The sequence below is a fragment of the Agrobacterium sp. 6Ca8 genome (assembly GCF_055382765.1).
This window is the reverse complement of record NZ_AP026433.1, coordinates 1,633,050-1,650,378: the sequence shown is the minus strand read 5'-3', so window position 1 is coordinate 1,650,378 and position 17,329 is coordinate 1,633,050. Positions and strand designations below refer to the sequence as shown.

At 57.7% G+C, this 17,329-nt stretch carries 13 protein-coding genes; 11 read left to right on the top strand and 2 right to left on the bottom strand.

What is annotated here, in order from left to right; all coding sequences use genetic code 11:
* The first annotated feature begins 9 nt into the window (after positions 1 to 9).
* The 8 genes from nusG to rpoC all read left to right on the top strand — a co-directional run bounded on the left by nusG (position 10) and on the right by rpoC (position 11,911).
* Positions 10 to 540 carry a transcription termination/antitermination protein NusG gene (gene nusG / locus ACZ5A6_RS08305; RefSeq protein ID WP_003519353.1) on the top strand — a complete coding sequence of 177 codons (531 nt, stop codon included), beginning with the start codon at positions 10 to 12 and terminating at the stop codon, positions 538 to 540.
* A gap of 144 nt (positions 541 to 684) precedes the next feature.
* On the top strand, positions 685 to 1,116 hold the full coding sequence (gene rplK, locus ACZ5A6_RS08300; protein ID WP_003519352.1) for a 50S ribosomal protein L11: 432 nt from the start codon (positions 685 to 687) through the stop codon (positions 1,114 to 1,116).
* A gap of 2 nt (positions 1,117 to 1,118) precedes the next feature.
* A complete protein-coding gene (gene rplA, locus ACZ5A6_RS08295; RefSeq protein WP_464110907.1) occupies positions 1,119 to 1,814 on the top strand; it encodes a 50S ribosomal protein L1 in 696 nt (231 codons plus the stop codon).
* A gap of 357 nt (positions 1,815 to 2,171) precedes the next feature.
* Positions 2,172 to 2,690, top strand: coding sequence for a 50S ribosomal protein L10 (gene rplJ / locus ACZ5A6_RS08290; RefSeq protein ID WP_003519348.1), 519 nt, complete (start codon positions 2,172 to 2,174; stop codon positions 2,688 to 2,690).
* Between the two features lie 59 nt (positions 2,691 to 2,749).
* The gene (rplL, locus tag ACZ5A6_RS08285) at positions 2,750 to 3,127 is read left to right on the top strand and encodes a 50S ribosomal protein L7/L12 (RefSeq protein WP_003519347.1); all 378 of its coding nucleotides are present in this window, start codon (positions 2,750 to 2,752) and stop codon (positions 3,125 to 3,127) included.
* 29 nt (positions 3,128 to 3,156) lie between these two features.
* Complete coding sequence (locus ACZ5A6_RS08280) at positions 3,157 to 3,324, top strand: hypothetical protein (protein ID WP_153793990.1); 168 nt, start codon at positions 3,157 to 3,159, stop codon at positions 3,322 to 3,324.
* A 64-nt stretch (positions 3,325 to 3,388) separates the two neighbouring features.
* Positions 3,389 to 7,525 (top strand): DNA-directed RNA polymerase subunit beta, encoded by a 4,137-nt coding sequence (rpoB, locus tag ACZ5A6_RS08275; protein WP_013636439.1) that lies wholly within the window; start codon positions 3,389 to 3,391, stop codon positions 7,523 to 7,525.
* Positions 7,526 to 7,705: 180 nt separating this feature from the next.
* Positions 7,706 to 11,911 carry a DNA-directed RNA polymerase subunit beta' gene (gene rpoC / locus ACZ5A6_RS08270; protein ID WP_003519344.1) on the top strand — a complete coding sequence of 1,402 codons (4,206 nt, stop codon included), beginning with the start codon at positions 7,706 to 7,708 and terminating at the stop codon, positions 11,909 to 11,911.
* Between the two features lie 100 nt (positions 11,912 to 12,011).
* Here rpoC and ACZ5A6_RS08265 read toward each other — a convergent pair whose 3' ends face one another.
* Positions 12,012 to 13,136 (bottom strand): helix-turn-helix transcriptional regulator, encoded by a 1,125-nt coding sequence (locus tag ACZ5A6_RS08265; protein ID WP_174068495.1) that lies wholly within the window; start codon positions 13,134 to 13,136, stop codon positions 12,012 to 12,014.
* A gap of 263 nt (positions 13,137 to 13,399) precedes the next feature.
* Positions 13,400 to 13,693, bottom strand: coding sequence for a hypothetical protein (locus ACZ5A6_RS08260; RefSeq protein ID WP_003519341.1), 294 nt, complete (start codon positions 13,691 to 13,693; stop codon positions 13,400 to 13,402).
* A 530-nt stretch (positions 13,694 to 14,223) separates the two neighbouring features.
* Here ACZ5A6_RS08260 and rpsL point away from each other — a divergent pair.
* From rpsL to fusA, 3 genes are all read left to right on the top strand, one after another.
* Entirely contained in the window at positions 14,224 to 14,595 is a 372-nt protein-coding gene (gene rpsL / locus ACZ5A6_RS08255; protein ID WP_003507760.1) for a 30S ribosomal protein S12, read from the top strand.
* 77 nt (positions 14,596 to 14,672) lie between these two features.
* Complete coding sequence (gene rpsG, locus ACZ5A6_RS08250) at positions 14,673 to 15,143, top strand: 30S ribosomal protein S7 (RefSeq protein ID WP_003507761.1); 471 nt, start codon at positions 14,673 to 14,675, stop codon at positions 15,141 to 15,143.
* A gap of 34 nt (positions 15,144 to 15,177) precedes the next feature.
* Positions 15,178 to 17,277: an elongation factor G gene (gene fusA, locus ACZ5A6_RS08245; protein WP_003519335.1), complete on the top strand. Its 2,100-nt coding sequence runs from the start codon at positions 15,178 to 15,180 to the stop codon at positions 17,275 to 17,277.
* Positions 17,278 to 17,329: the final 52 nt, after the last annotated feature.

Below are 17,329 nucleotides of genomic sequence, written 5' to 3'. Positions count from 1 at the left end.
AGAATAAAAATGGCAGCGCGCTGGTATATCGTTCACGCATATTCGAATTTCGAAAAGAAGGTCGCTGAGTCGATCGAAGAGAAGGCTCGTCAGAAGGGTCTTGATCATCTTTTCGAGAAAATCCTCGTTCCGACCGAAAAGGTTGTCGAGGTGCGTCGTGGCCGCAAGGTCGACAGCGAGCGCAAGTTCTTTCCAGGTTACGTGCTTGTGCGCGCCAACCTGACGGATGAGGCCTATCACCTCATCAAGAACACGCCGAAGGTGACCGGTTTCCTCGGTTCGGACAATAAGCCTGTTCCGATTCCGGATTATGAAGCCGATCGTATCCTCGGTCAGGTTCAGGAAGGTGTCGAGCGTCCGAAGTCTTCGGTTTCGTTCGAGGTCGGCGAGCAGGTTCGCGTTTCCGATGGTCCGTTCGCGTCGTTCAACGGCGTTGTTCAGGATGTCGACGAAGAGCGTTCGCGCCTGAAGGTGGAGGTTTCGATTTTCGGCCGCGCTACGCCGGTCGAGCTGGAATACAGTCAGGTCGAGAAGGTCTGACTGGAGGGGTGAAACCCCAATCGCGTGGAAGGCAAACGTGCTCCCATAGCCGGGGCAGGGCGCCGCACCACGCAACCGCAGCCGCCGGAGCGATCCGGCTAGAGAGAAGCCGGGAAACCGGTTTGAATTGAAAGGCAGAGAGATATGGCTAAGAAAGTTATGGGCCAGCTCAAGCTGCAGGTGAAGGCAGGGTCGGCCAATCCGTCCCCGCCGATCGGTCCTGCACTTGGTCAGCGCGGCATCAACATCATGGAATTCTGCAAGGCGTTCAATGCCGCCACGCAGGAAATGGAAAAGGGTATGCCGATTCCGGTCGTCATCACCTATTACCAGGACAAGTCCTTCACCTTCGTCATGAAGCAGCCGCCGATGACCTATTGGCTGAAGAAGGAAGCGAAGATCACCTCCGGCTCCAAGACGCCTGGTAAGGGCGCCAAGGTTGGCTCCATCACCAAGGCTCAGGTCAAGACGATCGCTGAAGCCAAGATGAAGGATCTGAATGCTGCCGATATCGAAGGCGCAATGGCAATGGTTGAGGGCTCTGCCCGCGCCATGGGCCTGGAAGTAGTAGGTTGATCATGGCCAAGGTAGCAAAGCGTATTCAGAAGATCCGCGAAGGTGTGGATCCTAACAAGCTCTACGTTCTCACCGACGCCATTTCGATGGTCAAGGAACGTGCAGTCGCCAAGTTCGACGAAACCGTTGAAGTTTCGATGAACCTCGGCGTTGACCCGCGCCATGCGGACCAGATGGTTCGCGGCGTTGTCAACCTGCCGAACGGCACGGGCCGTGACGTTCGCGTCGCCGTTTTTGCACGTGGTGCCAAGGCTGATGAAGCCACGGCTGCTGGTGCTGACGTTGTTGGCGCAGAAGAACTGGTTGAAATCGTTCAGGGCGGCAAGATCGAGTTCGATCGTTGCATCGCGACCCCGGACATGATGCCGCTCGTCGGCCGTCTCGGCAAGGTACTCGGCCCGCGTGGCATGATGCCGAACCCGAAAGTCGGTACGGTGACGATGGATGTTGCCGGCGCCGTCAAGGCGTCCAAGGGCGGCGCTGTTGAGTTCCGCGTCGAAAAGGCCGGTATCGTACACGCTGGTATTGGCAAGGCTTCGTTCGACGCCAAGGCTCTTGAAGAAAACATCAAGGCTTTCGCCGATGCGGTCATCAAGGCAAAGCCGACGGGTGCCAAGGGCAACTACGTCAAGCGCGTTGCCATCTCCTCGACCATGGGTCCGGGCGTCAAGATCGAACCTTCGTCGGTTACGGCTTAATCAATTCTCGTGCTTCCCTGTCGGGGAGCGTGATTAAAAGAATTTCCGGCTCTCAGGGAGCCGGAGATTTCCGGGGAAACCCGGAACTCCTGTCCGAGATTGCGGGTGGCCATGTCCTTCGGGGTTTGGCCTTAATCATTCAACCTGCATGAGACGGGTGAGGCTGGATTTGAGGCATCGCAGATGCCTGACTGTCCGGTTCGAACCTGGTGTGCCTGTGCCTGAAGCCGTTTGCGGCGACAGAGCGGGGGACAGGATCCTCGAGCGTCGCTCGGGATCTTTGTAAAAAGGTCCCTTGGGGCAAAGGCAAACCCGACGGGTTCACACTTATGTGGCCCCGTCTACTGGAGACAGACAGTGGAAAGAGCGGAAAAACGCGAATTCGTCACGGAGCTGAACGAAGTCTTCAAGGCTTCCGGTTCGGTTGTCGTGGCCCACTATGCTGGTGTCACCGTTGCGCAAATGAACGACTTCCGTTCGAAAATGCGCGCTGCCGGAGGCACCGTCAAGGTCGCGAAGAACCGCCTGGCCAAGATCGCTCTTCAGGGCACGGAGTCGGAAGGGATGACAGATCTCTTCAAGGGCCAGACGCTGATTGCATACAGCGTCGACCCTATGATTGCTCCGAAAGTCGTCATGGATTTCGCAAAGACCAACGATAAAGTCGTTGTTCTCGGCGGTTCCATGGGCGCAACCACGCTCAACGCCGAAGCAGTCAAGTCGCTTGCGACCCTGCCTTCGCTGGACGAGCTGCGCGCAAAGCTGCTGGGCCTACTCAACGCCCCGGCAACTCGCGTCGCCACGGTTGTCGCAGCACCTGCAAGCCAGCTTGCACGGGTGTTCTCGGCTTACGCCAAGAAGGACGAAGCCGCTTAAGGCGGTTTTTCGCTGTAATTATTCAAACTGGTTCGAACTGAACAAAAGGAACTATCAAAATGGCTGATCTCGCAAAGATCGTTGAAGACCTCTCCACCCTGACCGTTCTGGAAGCTGCAGAACTGTCGAAGCTTCTCGAAGAAAAGTGGGGCGTTTCCGCCGCTGCTCCGGTAGCTGTTGCTGCTGCTGGCGGTGCTGGCGCTGCTGCTGTCGTTGAAGAAGAAAAGACCGAATTCGACGTGATCCTGGTTGACGCTGGCGCCAACAAGATCAACGTCATCAAGGAAGTCCGCGCTATCACGGGTCTCGGCCTGAAGGAAGCTAAGGACCTCGTTGAAGGCGCTCCGAAGGCTGTCAAGGAAGCTGTTTCCAAGGCTGAAGCTGCTGACCTCAAGAAGAAGCTTGAAGACGCTGGCGCCAAGGTCGACGTTAAGTAATCTTGCGATTGCTGGCGGGAAGGGGCTTCATGCCCCTTTCCGTCGTCATCGTTTTAAAACTTATTACCCAAAAGCCGCGTGAAAATGGCTTTTGGGTAATGGGTTCTTCAAGAGAATGGTTCCGAACCGGCTCATCTAGGCAATCCGGCCTGATCGATCCGGGATGTGGAACGAGATTGATGACACCCATTGCTTGACGGGATCGACTGGCCATCGGTTCCCGTCCGTTGCAGGCCCGGATGCAATTTTAAAGGAGCGACGATGGCTCAGACCCTTTCGTTTAACGGTCGCAGGCGCGTACGCAAGTTTTTCGGCAAAATTCCAGAAGTAGCGGAAATGCCGAACCTCATCGAGGTTCAGAAGGCTTCGTATGACCAGTTTCTCATGGTTGACGAGCCCAAGGGTGGCCGTCCCGACGAGGGATTGAATGCCGTATTCAAATCCGTATTCCCGATCACCGATTTTTCCGGCGCATCCATGCTCGAATTCGTATCTTACGAATTCGAAGCGCCGAAGTTTGACGTCGAGGAATGCCGTCAGCGCGATCTGACCTATGCAGCGCCGCTGAAAGTGACGCTGCGCCTCATCGTGTTCGATATCGACGAGGATACAGGCGCGAAGTCCATCAAGGACATCAAGGAACAGTCCGTATACATGGGCGACATGCCGCTCATGACCAATAACGGCACGTTCATCGTCAACGGTACAGAGCGCGTCATCGTTTCGCAGATGCACCGTTCGCCGGGCGTATTCTTTGACCACGACAAGGGCAAGAGCCATTCTTCCGGCAAGCTTCTGTTCGCTGCCCGCGTCATCCCGTATCGCGGTTCCTGGCTCGACATCGAGTTCGACGCCAAGGACATCGTCTATGCGCGTATCGACCGTCGCCGCAAGCTGCCCGTGACCTCGCTCCTGATGGCGCTTGGCATGGATGGTGAAGAAATCCTGTCGACGTTCTACAGCAAGGCTTCCTACGAGCGCTCCGGCGATGGCTGGCGCATTCCGTTCCAGCCTGAAACGCTGAAGAATGCCAAGGTCATCACCGACATGATCGACGCCGACACCGGCGAAGTCGTTGTCGAAGGTGGCAAGAAGCTGACTCCGCGTCTTATCCGCCAGCTCGTCGACAAGGGCCTGAAGGCACTTAAGGCGACTGACGAAGACCTCTACGGCAACTTCCTTGCCGAAGACATCGTCAACTACTCGACGGGTGAGATCTATCTCGAAGCCGGCGACGAAATCGACGAAAAGACGCTTGGCCTCATTCTTCAGTCCGGCTTTGACGAGATTCCGGTCCTCAACATCGACCACGTCAATGTTGGCGCCTATATCCGCAACACGCTGCATGCGGACAAGAACCAGAACCGCCAGGAAGCGCTGTTCGACATCTACCGCGTCATGCGTCCGGGTGAGCCGCCGACCATGGATTCGGCAGAAGCGATGTTCAACTCGCTGTTCTTCGATGCAGAACGTTATGATCTCTCGGCTGTTGGCCGCGTAAAGATGAACATGCGTCTCGACCTCGACGCGGAAGACACCGTGCGCACGCTGCGCAAGGAAGACATCCTCGCTGTCGTCAAGATGCTGGTCGAACTGCGCGACGGCAAGGGCGAAATCGACGACATCGACAACCTCGGCAACCGCCGTGTGCGTTCGGTCGGCGAGCTGATGGAAAACCAGTACCGCCTCGGCCTTCTGCGCATGGAACGTGCGATCAAGGAACGTATGTCCTCGATCGAAATCGACACCGTGATGCCGCAGGACCTGATCAATGCGAAGCCGGCAGCTGCCGCCGTTCGCGAATTCTTCGGTTCCTCGCAGCTGTCGCAGTTCATGGACCAGGTGAACCCGCTTTCGGAAATCACCCACAAGCGCCGTCTTTCGGCTCTTGGACCGGGTGGTCTGACCCGTGAGCGCGCCGGCTTCGAAGTCCGCGACGTTCATCCGACCCACTACGGCCGTATTTGCCCGATCGAAACGCCGGAAGGCCCGAACATCGGTCTTATCAACTCGCTTGCCACCTTTGCCCGCGTCAACAAGTACGGCTTCATCGAAAGCCCGTACCGCAAGATCATCGACGGCAAGGTGACGACCGACGTTATCTACCTCTCCGCCATGGAAGAGGCCAAGTATTACGTCGCACAGGCCAATGCCGAGCTCGATGGCGAAGGCGCCTTCACTGAAGAGTTCGTTGTTTGCCGTCACTCGGGCGAAGTTATGCTCGCACCGCGCGACAACATTAACCTGATGGACGTTTCGCCGAAGCAGCTCGTTTCGGTCGCAGCGGCTCTCATTCCGTTCCTGGAAAACGACGACGCCAACCGCGCTCTCATGGGCTCGAACATGCAGCGTCAGGCCGTTCCGCTTCTGCGGGCGGAAGCGCCGTTCGTCGGCACAGGCATGGAACCGATCGTCGCCCGTGACTCCGGCGCTGCCATCGCGGCTCGTCGCGGCGGTGTCGTCGACCAGGTGGATGCGACCCGTATCGTTATCCGCGCTACGGAAGAACTCGATGCCGGCAAGTCGGGCGTCGATATCTACCGTCTGCAGAAGTTCCAGCGTTCGAACCAGAACACCTGCGTCAACCAGCGTCCGCTGGTCGCTGTCGGTGACATCATCTCCAAGGGTGACATCATCGCTGATGGTCCGTCGACCGACCTCGGCGATCTGGCGCTCGGCCGTAATGCGCTCGTCGCGTTCATGCCCTGGAACGGCTACAACTACGAAGACTCGATCCTGATGTCGGAACGTATTGTTTCCGACGACGTGTTCACCTCCATCCACATCGAAGAATTCGAAGTGATGGCGCGTGACACGAAGCTTGGTCCGGAAGAAATCACGCGTGACATTCCGAACGTTTCGGAAGAAGCGCTGAAGAACCTCGACGAAGCCGGTATCGTTTACATCGGTGCGGAAGTTCAGCCGGGCGATATCCTCGTCGGCAAGATCACGCCGAAGGGCGAAAGCCCGATGACGCCGGAAGAAAAGCTTCTGCGCGCCATCTTCGGTGAAAAGGCTTCCGACGTTCGCGACACCTCCATGCGCATGCCTCCGGGCACGTTTGGTACCGTTGTGGAAGTCCGCGTCTTCAACCGTCACGGTGTGGAGAAGGATGAGCGCGCGATGGCAATCGAGCGCGAAGAGATCGAACGTCTGGCAAAGGACCGCGACGACGAACAGGCAATTCTCGACCGTAACGTCTACGGCCGCCTGATCGACATGCTGCGTGGTCACGTTTCCATCGCCGGTCCGAAGGGCTTCAAGAAGGGCGTCGAGCTTTCCAACGCCGTCGTCTCCGAATATCCCCGCTCGCAGTGGTGGATGTTTGCAGTCGAAGACGAGAAGGCCCAGTCCGAACTGGAAGCACTTCGCGGCCAGTACGACGAATCCAAGTCGCGCCTTGAACAGCGCTTCATGGACAAGGTCGAGAAGGTCCAGCGCGGCGATGAAATGCCTCCTGGCGTCATGAAGATGGTCAAGGTCTTCGTCGCTGTGAAGCGCAAGATCCAGCCGGGCGACAAGATGGCCGGCCGTCACGGTAACAAGGGCGTCGTCTCGCGTATCGTTCCTGTCGAGGACATGCCGTTCCTCGAAGACGGCACGCATGTCGACATCTGCTTGAACCCGCTCGGCGTGCCTTCGCGCATGAACGTCGGCCAGATCCTCGAAACCCACCTCGCATGGGCATGCGCAGGTATGGGCAAGAAGATCGGCGAGATGCTCGAAGAGTATCGCAAGACGATGGACATCAGCGAGCTTCGCACGGAGCTTACCGAAATCTATGCGAGTGAATCGCATGACGAGGTAAAGCGCTTCGACGACGAATCGCTGGTCAAGCTTGCCGAAGAAGCCAAGCGCGGTGTTTCCATCGCGACCCCGGTCTTCGACGGTGCGCATGAACCCGACGTTGCCGCGATGCTGAAGAAGGCAGGTCTGCATGAATCCGGTCAGTCCGTTCTTTATGACGGTCGTACCGGCGAGCCGTTCGACCGCAAGGTCACCGTCGGCTACATGTACATGATCAAGCTGAACCACCTTGTTGACGACAAGATCCACGCTCGCTCGATCGGTCCTTACTCGCTCGTTACCCAGCAGCCGCTGGGCGGCAAGGCGCAGTTCGGCGGACAGCGCTTCGGGGAAATGGAAGTCTGGGCTCTGGAAGCATACGGCGCGGCTTACACGCTGCAGGAAATGCTCACCGTCAAGTCGGACGACGTGGCGGGCCGCACCAAGGTCTACGAGGCGATCGTCCGTGGCGACGATACCTTCGAGGCCGGTATCCCCGAGAGCTTCAACGTTCTCGTCAAGGAAATGCGGTCGCTCGGTCTTTCGGTCGAACTGGAGAACTCGAAGGTCGAGACCCAGCCCGAGGATCAGCTGCCCGACGCAGCGGAATAAAGATGAGAGAGGCGGGCGCCGTGTTGGCGCCTGCCGGTTCCCCGGCGACCAATGGTTGCCGCGGGACACTTTCGCCGCATTGTGCGGTTAATCCGTATTTAAAGCTCTGGACGGTGACCCGGGAAGAAGCCGGTCCAGATGCAAACAGGGGCAGCAGCTAGCCTCTCAAGGAGACAAGGCATGAACCAAGAGGTCATGAATCTTTTCAATCCTCAGGTGCCTGCGCAGCATTTCGATTCCATCCGGATTTCGATCGCTTCGCCGGAAAAAATCCTGTCGTGGTCCTACGGCGAGATCAAGAAGCCGGAAACCATCAACTATCGTACGTTCAAGCCGGAACGCGATGGTCTCTTCTGCGCGCGCATTTTCGGACCTATCAAGGACTACGAATGCCTGTGCGGCAAGTACAAGCGCATGAAGTACAAGGGCATCATCTGCGAAAAGTGCGGCGTTGAAGTTACGCTGTCGCGCGTTCGCCGTGAGCGCATGGGCCATATCGAGCTCGCAGCGCCCGTTGCCCATATCTGGTTCCTGAAGTCGCTCCCGTCGCGTATCTCGACCTTGCTCGACATGACGCTGAAGGATGTCGAACGCGTTCTCTATTTCGAGAACTACATCGTCACCGAACCCGGCCTCACCTCGATGAAGCAGAACCAGCTTCTGTCTGAGGAAGAGTACATGATCGCCGTTGACGAGTTTGGCGAAGACCAGTTCACCGCCATGATCGGCGCTGAAGCCATCTACGAGATGCTGGCTTCGATGAACCTCGAAAAGATCGCCGGCGACCTGCGTGCCGAGCTTGCCGAGACCACCTCGGATCTCAAGCAGAAGAAGTTCATGAAGCGTCTCAAGATCGTTGAGAACTTCATGGAATCCGGCAATCGTCCGGAATGGATGATCATGAAGGTCGTTCCGGTTATTCCGCCGGACCTTCGTCCGCTGGTTCCGCTGGATGGTGGCCGTTTCGCGACGTCCGACCTCAACGATCTCTATCGCCGCGTCATCAACCGTAACAACCGTCTGAAGCGCCTGATCGAGCTTCGCGCGCCTGGTATCATCATCCGCAACGAAAAGCGTATGTTGCAGGAATCCGTCGATGCGCTGTTCGATAACGGCCGTCGTGGTCGCGTCATCACGGGTGCGAACAAGCGTCCGCTGAAGTCGCTGTCCGACATGCTCAAGGGCAAGCAGGGCCGCTTCCGCCAGAACCTTCTCGGCAAGCGCGTCGACTATTCAGGCCGTTCGGTCATCGTGACCGGTCCGGAGCTGAAGCTGCACCAGTGCGGCCTGCCGAAGAAGATGGCGCTCGAGCTGTTCAAGCCGTTCATCTATGCCCGCCTCGACGCCAAGGGTTACTCCTCGACCGTCAAGCAGGCCAAGAAGCTGGTTGAAAAGGAAAAGCCTGAAGTTTGGGATATCCTCGACGAGGTCATCCGCGAGCATCCGGTCCTTCTGAACCGCGCACCGACGCTGCACCGTCTGGGTATCCAGGCCTTCGAACCCATGCTGGTTGAAGGCAAGGCCATTCAGCTGCATCCGCTCGTCTGCACGGCTTTCAACGCCGACTTCGACGGCGACCAGATGGCCGTTCACGTGCCGCTGTCGCTTGAAGCCCAGCTTGAAGCCCGCGTGCTGATGATGTCGACCAACAACATCCTGCATCCGGCAAACGGCCACCCGATCATCGTTCCTTCGCAGGACATGGTTCTCGGCCTGTATTACCTGTCGATCATGAACCAGAATGAGCCCGGCGAAGGCATGGCCTTCTCGGACATCGGCGAATTGCATCACGCGCTTGAAAACAAGGTCGTGACGCTGCATGCCAAGATCCGTGGTCGTTTCAAGACCGTGGATGCTGACGGCAAGCCGGTTTCCAAGATCCATGAAACGACGCCTGGCCGTATGCTGATTGGCGAACTTCTGCCGAAGAACGTCAACGTGCCGTTCGACGTCTGCAATCAGGAAATGACCAAGAAGAACATCTCCAAGATGATCGACACGGTCTACCGTCATTGCGGCCAGAAAGACACGGTCATCTTCTGCGACCGGATCATGCAGCTCGGCTTTGCTCACGCTTGCCGCGCCGGTATCTCGTTCGGCAAGGACGACATGGTCATTCCGGACAGCAAGGTTAAGATCGTCGGTGACACCGAAGCCTTGGTGAAGGAATACGAACAGCAGTATAACGACGGTCTCATCACCCAGGGCGAAAAGTACAACAAGGTTGTCGACGCCTGGGGTAAGGCAACCGAAAAGGTCGCCGAAGAAATGATGGCGCGCATCAAGGCTGTGGAATTCGACCCGGAAACGGGCCGCCAGAAGCCGATGAACTCCATCTACATGATGAGCCACTCGGGCGCCCGCGGTTCACCGAACCAGATGCGTCAGCTGGGCGGCATGCGCGGCCTGATGGCCAAGCCCTCGGGCGAAATCATCGAGACGCCGATCATCTCGAACTTCAAGGAAGGCCTGACCGTTAACGAGTACTTCAACTCGACCCACGGTGCCCGTAAGGGTCTTGCAGACACCGCCTTGAAGACGGCGAACTCGGGTTACCTTACCCGCCGTCTCGTCGACGTGGCACAGGATTGCATCGTCAACTCCGTGGATTGCGGCACCGACAAGGGCCTCACCATGACCGCCATCGTTGATGCCGGTCAGGTCGTTGCCTCGCTCGGCGCACGTATCCTCGGCCGTACGGCTCTTGATGACATCGACAATCCGGTAACTGGCGAGAACATCGTCAAGGCCAGAACGTTGATCGACGAAGCCGACGTTGCAATCATCGAGAAGGCTGGCATCCAGTCCGTCCGTATCCGCTCGGCACTGACCTGCGAAGTGCAGGTCGGCGTTTGCGGCGTCTGCTACGGTCGTGACCTTGCTCGCGGTACTCCGGTCAACATGGGCGAAGCCGTTGGCGTCATCGCCGCACAGTCGATCGGTGAACCGGGCACGCAGCTCACCATGCGTACCTTCCACCTTGGCGGTACGGCAAACGTGGTCGACCAGTCGTTCCTGGAAGCTTCGTATGAAGGCACGATCCAGATCAAGAACCGCAACATCCTGCGGAACTCCGATGGCGTTCTCATCGCAATGGGCCGTAACATGTCGGTCACCATTCTCGATGAGCGCGGCGTGGAACGTTCCTCGCAGCGTGTCGCTTATGGTTCGAAGATCTTCGTTGATGACGGCGACAAGGTAAAACGCGGCCAGCGTCTTGCAGAGTGGGACCCCTACACCCGTCCGATGATGACGGAAGTGGAAGGTACCGTTCACTTCGAGGACCTCGTCGACGGTCTTTCCGTTCTGGAAGCCACCGACGAATCCACCGGCATCACCAAGCGTCAGGTCATTGACTGGCGTTCGACGCCGCGCGGTTCGGACCTCAAGCCCGCGATCATCATCAAGGATGCTTCCGGCGCTGTTGCAAAGCTTAGCCGCGGTGGCGAAGCTCGCTTCCACCTCTCCGTGGACGCGATCCTGTCGGTTGAGCCTGGGTCGAAGGTCTTCCAGGGTGACGTGCTTGCACGTTCGCCGCTGGAAAGCGCCAAGACCAAGGACATCACCGGTGGTCTGCCGCGCGTTGCCGAACTGTTCGAAGCACGTCGTCCGAAGGATCATGCTGTCATCGCTGAGATCGATGGTACGATCCGCCTCGGTCGCGACTACAAGAACAAGCGTCGCGTGATGATCGAGCCTGCGGAAGACGGCGTCGAGCCGGTCGAATACCTGATCCCGAAGGGCAAGCCCTTCCATCTTCAGGAAGGCGACTACATCGAGAAGGGCGAATACATTCTCGACGGCAATCCGGCACCGCACGACATTCTGGCAATCAAGGGCGTAGAGGCTTTGGCTTCCTACCTCGTGAACGAAATCCAGGAAGTCTACCGACTGCAGGGCGTTGTGATCAACGACAAGCACATCGAGGTGATCGTTCGCCAGATGCTGCAGAAGGTCGAGATCACCGATGCGGGCGACAGCCACTACATCGTTGGCGACAATGTCGATCGTATCGAGCTTGACGACAACAACGACCGCCTGATCGAAGAAGGCAAGAAGCCCGCTTATGGCGATCCGGTTCTTCTCGGTATCACCAAGGCATCGCTGCAGACGCCGTCCTTCATCTCGGCCGCATCGTTCCAGGAAACCACCAAGGTTCTCACGGAAGCTGCGATCGCCGGCAAGACGGACACGCTGCAGGGCCTCAAGGAAAACGTCATCGTCGGCCGCCTCATCCCGGCCGGTACCGGCGGCACCATGACGCAGATCCGCCGCATCGCCACCTCGCGCGACGACCTCATTCTCGAGGAACGCCGCAAGGGTACGGGTGCAGGCTCTGCAACACAGATGCTGCAGGACATGACGGATCCGGCTCCGGCCGAATAAGGTCTGCGCAAGGGCAGGGGCTTTACGAAGCCCCGCCAAAGTTCAGTAAAAAAACGCCCGGAGCAATCCGGGCGTTTTTTGTTTTGGTCGGGTTAGAAGGTCAGATCTGGTCCTTCATATGGCCAGTCCCGTCTCGGGGTCTTTCCTGCTCACCGATGGTGTAGCGCGTCAAAACGGAAAGCCGGCGAACGAGATCGGTCTGGCCCGTACTGCCGGTCTTTGCATAGATAGACTTGGCGTTGCTGCGAACCGTTTCGTGCGAGATTTGAAGTTGCTTTGCCACGGAGGGAAGTGAAAGGCCCTTCAGGATTTCCAGCGCGACACGGGCCTCGCCCTTGGTGAGATCGTATAACCCCTTCAGAAGCGGCGTGACGTCGGCAACGGTGTCCGATGGTTGCGATATCAGCACAATGGCGCTGCCGTTAGGGGATAAATCCAGCGCGTCCTTGCGCAGCGGTATGACGTGAAGGATGCACACCCTGTCTTCGCTTGTCGGCAGGGGTAGGGAACTGACACTGCCGCCGGCTAGCGCCTTGTAGAGCAGCCGGTTTATTCTCTCGTCCAAGATCAAGATCCTGTCGCGGGCGCGGGTGGAAATACACTTTTTGGTCGCCTCGAACAGGGTGTTTGTGGAAAGAACGCGTCCGCTCGCCTGGAGCACCGCCGCCGGCGCACCGATGGCGTTGAGGCCGAGCGTGATGGCATCTGCTTTCTGGCGTTGCAGCCCTGTTGCGAGGGTGAGGCTGCGGGCGATATGCGGCCTCAGCCGGCCAAGTGCCGCCATGGTTTCCGGACCAATGATTCCTCTGTCGAGCTTGCGTTCGAACAGGAGAGTCATTTCGGGATGATCCGGCGGCGCAACCTGCGTTACTACCCCATATCCCAGTCCACGCGGCATCAGGAAATCGCGCACGATTGGCAGCCCCGCCCATTCGTCAGGGGTAAAGATATCGAAATCACGCACGAAGGAAAATTGGCCCTCGCGGACAGCGCGTGTGAGGCGATCGTTGCGGTGGTTCCAGCCGCCCTTCATGAAGGCTTGCATGAGTTCCTGGAAATTGGGCGGATAGAGCCATGCTTCATCCTCGCCTTTGCCCCAGGTGAGCGCGCCGCCCCAGAAATCGAGCCGTTGGCCGATTGCGGCTATCACGTTCGCCCAGCGATCGGGAAAAAGTGCTGCCTCGTAAATGTCATCTATAATGTCTGCCGAAGATATATTATCCAACCCGCCACCGAAATCATGCGTCGGGATCAATTTAATCTTATATCTTCGTATATTTCAACGGAAATACAAATAATACTATTATATTTAAAGTATATAATCTATCAGTGACTTAATATATTGACATTTACCAAGGTCTTTTGCAGGAAAAGGTGGCTGCACGCAAGATTTCGGCCTTGGCATCAAGTCCTGGAAGACAACCGCCCTGGTGTGGGCGGGTGCCGTTTTATCGGTGGCGGCGCATTTGTCGCGGTGAGGGCGGTCCCTCAGGCGAAACGGATGATGGCGACTTCGCCCTCCAGGGCGCCCTGATAGGCGGAAGCGTGCGGCTCTTCGTCTGGAACTTCAGTCAGCATGCCGATCTGGTCGAGGTCGGCTTCGATGAAACCTTCCTCCGAAAGCGCGTTCAGCGTTTCGCGTACGGCGGTGTCGTCGTCCGGCGCCCGCAGAATGACGTGGATGTCGATGCCTTCGGAATTGTCGTGTTCGTAAGCCTTGCCGATGACGATGAAGACCATCGGCTCGTCGCGTCCGTTGTCGTTGTCGGGGAGGTTTGTCATGACGCGGTTCCTTGATATGTCGTTGTGGAGTATGCGGGCCGGACGGAATCGGTCTTGCGCGCGGCGGTGCCAGCTCCGGCCCGCTTGAGGGAATCAATAGACGGATTTTGTGAAAAGCCAAAGGCCGGAGGTCAAAATCGCTGTTGCCGGCTGTGACTTATGTTAGAAGGAGAGGGCAAAGGGCCTGTGCGCAGGCTTTGTGGCCGCGGGTGCCAGCGCAAAATGCGGATTCGCCCTTGACGAAAGCTGGCTAAAACAGTAGTACGCCCGCCATCGGAGCCTCTATCTGTGCTGGCCGTTCGGAAACGTTTTTCCCGGACATCATCTCAAATGAAGCTTCATTGCACGTAGAAGACACGAATGTTGCACGCAAGACGCCTCATCCGGCGTCCTCTGCTCTTGGTGGTCCATCCGTGAAAACGGATCGGGCCACGTTTTGCGCATGAGGATATATGCGTGCTTCGTCGCCGGAAACGGCATAGCCGCCACCCGTGAGGGTGGCTAAAGTAGTTTTTGCAAGGGATGGTTATATGCCTACCGTAAACCAGCTGATCCGTAAGCCCCGCCAGGCACAGGTAAAGCGCAACAAGGTTCCTGCACTTCAGGAAAACCCGCAGAAGCGTGGTGTTTGCACCCGCGTTTACACGACGACCCCGAAGAAGCCGAACTCGGCTCTGCGTAAGGTTGCCAAGATCCGTCTCACCAACGGCTTCGAAGTCATCGGCTACATTCCCGGCGAAGGTCACAACCTTCAGGAACACTCCGTGGTCATGATCCGCGGCGGCCGCGTAAAGGACTTGCCGGGTGTGCGTTACCACATCATCCGCGGTGTTCTCGATACCCAAGGCGTCAAGAACCGCAAGCAGCGCCGTTCGAAGTACGGTGCGAAGCGTCCGAAGTAATTTTCGGCAACAACAATCAGGCGCTGCGCGAGGTTCTCCGCGTGGTTTAGCGTCAATAACATTGAGAGACAAAGAATATGTCCCGTCGCCATAGTGCAGAAAAGCGTGAGATCAACCCGGACCCGAAGTTCGGCGATCTGGTCGTCACCAAGTTCATGAATGCCATCATGCTTCACGGCAAGAAGTCCGTCGCGGAAAGCATCGTTTACGGCGCGTTCGACGTCGTTCAGGGCAAGACGAAGCAGGAGCCGCTCGGCGTGTTCCACTCCGCCCTCGACAACGTTGCTCCGCACGTTGAAGTGCGTTCGCGTCGCGTTGGCGGTGCTACGTATCAGGTCCCGGTCGACGTTCGTCCGGAGCGCCGTCAGGCTCTCGCCATCCGCTGGCTGATCACTGCTGCTCGCAAGCGTAACGAAACGACCATGGTCGATCGCCTTTCCGGCGAACTCATGGACGCTGCGAACAACCGCGGTTCCGCCGTCAAGAAGCGTGAAGACACGCACAAGATGGCCGACGCAAACCGCGCATTCTCGCATTACCGCTGGTAATCTTAAACGGTCGCATATCGAAAGGCAGTCCATTATGGCTCGCGAATATAAAATCGAAGACTACCGCAATTTCGGTATCATGGCGCATATCGACGCCGGTAAGACGACGACCACCGAGCGTATTCTTTATTACACCGGTAAGTCGCACAAGATCGGCGAAGTTCATGATGGCGCTGCCACGATGGACTGGATGGAACAGGAGCAGGAACGTGGTATCACCATCACGTCCGCTGCGACCACGACCTTCTGGAAGGGTCGCGATGGCAAGATGCGCCGTTTCAACATCATCGACACCCCCGGCCACGTTGACTTCACCATTGAAGTCGAGCGTTCGCTGCGCGTTCTCGACGGTGCCATCGCTCTTCTCGACGCCAACGCCGGTGTAGAGCCGCAGACGGAAACCGTCTGGCGTCAGGCTGAGAAGTACAACGTTCCGCGTATGATCTTCTGCAACAAGATGGACAAGACCGGTGCTGACTTCTACCGCTCGGTAGAAATGATCAAGACCCGTCTCGGCGCTACCGCCGTTGTCATGCAGCTGCCGATCGGCGCTGAGACCGAGTTCAAGGGCGTTATCGACCTGATCGAGATGAACGCACTCATCTGGCGCGACGAATCGCTCGGCGCTCAGTGGGACGTCGTCGAAATTCCTGAAGACATGAAGGCCAAGGCTGAAGAATATCGCGAAAAGCTGATCGAGACCGTTGTCGAGATCGACGAAGAAGCGATGGAAGACTACCTGAACGGCATCATGCCCGACAACGAGAAGATCCGTTCGCTCGTTCGCCGCGGCACCATCGACGTGAAGTTCCACCCGATGTTCTGCGGTACCGCGTTCAAGAACAAGGGCGTTCAGCCGCTTCTCGACGCCGTCGTCGACTACCTGCCTTCGCCGCTCGACATCCCTGCGATCAAGGGCATCGACTTCAAGACCGAAGCCGAAATCGAGCGTCATGCCGATGACAGCGAGCCGCTTTCCATGCTCGCGTTCAAGATCATGAACGACCCCTTCGTCGGTTCGCTGACCTTCGCCCGCATCTACTCCGGCAAGCTCGAAAAGGGCACGTCGGTCATCAACACGGTCAAGGACAAGCGCGAGCGCGTCGGTCGTATGCTGCAGATGCATTCCAACAGCCGTGAAGACATCGAAGAAGCCTTTGCCGGCGACATCGTTGCTCTGGCTGGCCTCAAGGAAACCACCACTGGCGATACGCTCTGCGATCCGCTGAAGCCGGTTATCCTCGAGCGCATGGAATTCCCCGAGCCGGTCATCCAGATCGCCATCGAGCCGAAGACCAAGGGCGACCAGGAAAAGATGGGCCTCGCGCTCAACCGCCTGGCTGCTGAAGATCCTTCGTTTCGCGTCAAGACGGATGAAGAATCCGGTCAGACGATCATCGCGGGTATGGGCGAACTTCACCTCGACATCCTCGTTGACCGTATGCGTCGCGAGTTCAAGGTTGAAGCAACCGTCGGTGCTCCGCAGGTTGCCTACCGCGAAACCATCACGCGTCAGCACGAAGAAGACTACACGCACAAGAAGCAGTCCGGTGGTACCGGTCAGTTTGCTCGCGTGAAGATCATCTTCGAACCGAACCCTGAAGGCGAAGAATTCAAGTTCGAATCCAAGATCGTCGGCGGTGCTGTTCCGAAGGAATACATCCCGGGCGTTCAGAAGGGTATCGAAAGCGTTCTGTCTTCCGGTCCGCTTGCTGGCTTCCCGATGCTGGGCGTCAAGGCGACCCTGATCGACGGCGCATACCACGATGTCGACTCCTCGGTTCTGGCGTTCGAAATCGCATCGCGTGCCTGCTTCCGTGAAGCAGCAAAGAAGGCTGGTGCACAGCTTCTCGAGCCGATGATGAAGGTCGAAGTCGTTACCCCTGAAGATTACGTCGGTGACGTGATCGGCGATCTGAACTCGCGTCGCGGTCAGATCCAGGGTCAGGAATCGCGTGGCATCACCATCGTGATCAGCGCACACGTTCCGCTCGCGAACATGTTCAAGTACGTCGACAACCTGCGCTCCATGTCGCAGGGCCGCGCGCAGTACTCGATGACGTTCGATCACTATTCGCCGGTTCCGTCGAACGTGGCGCAGGAAATCCAGGCAAAGTACTCCGGTCAGAAGTGATCGGGGTGCGCCCCATCAGAGATTTGAAGATTATTCCCCTCAAGGGACAAGA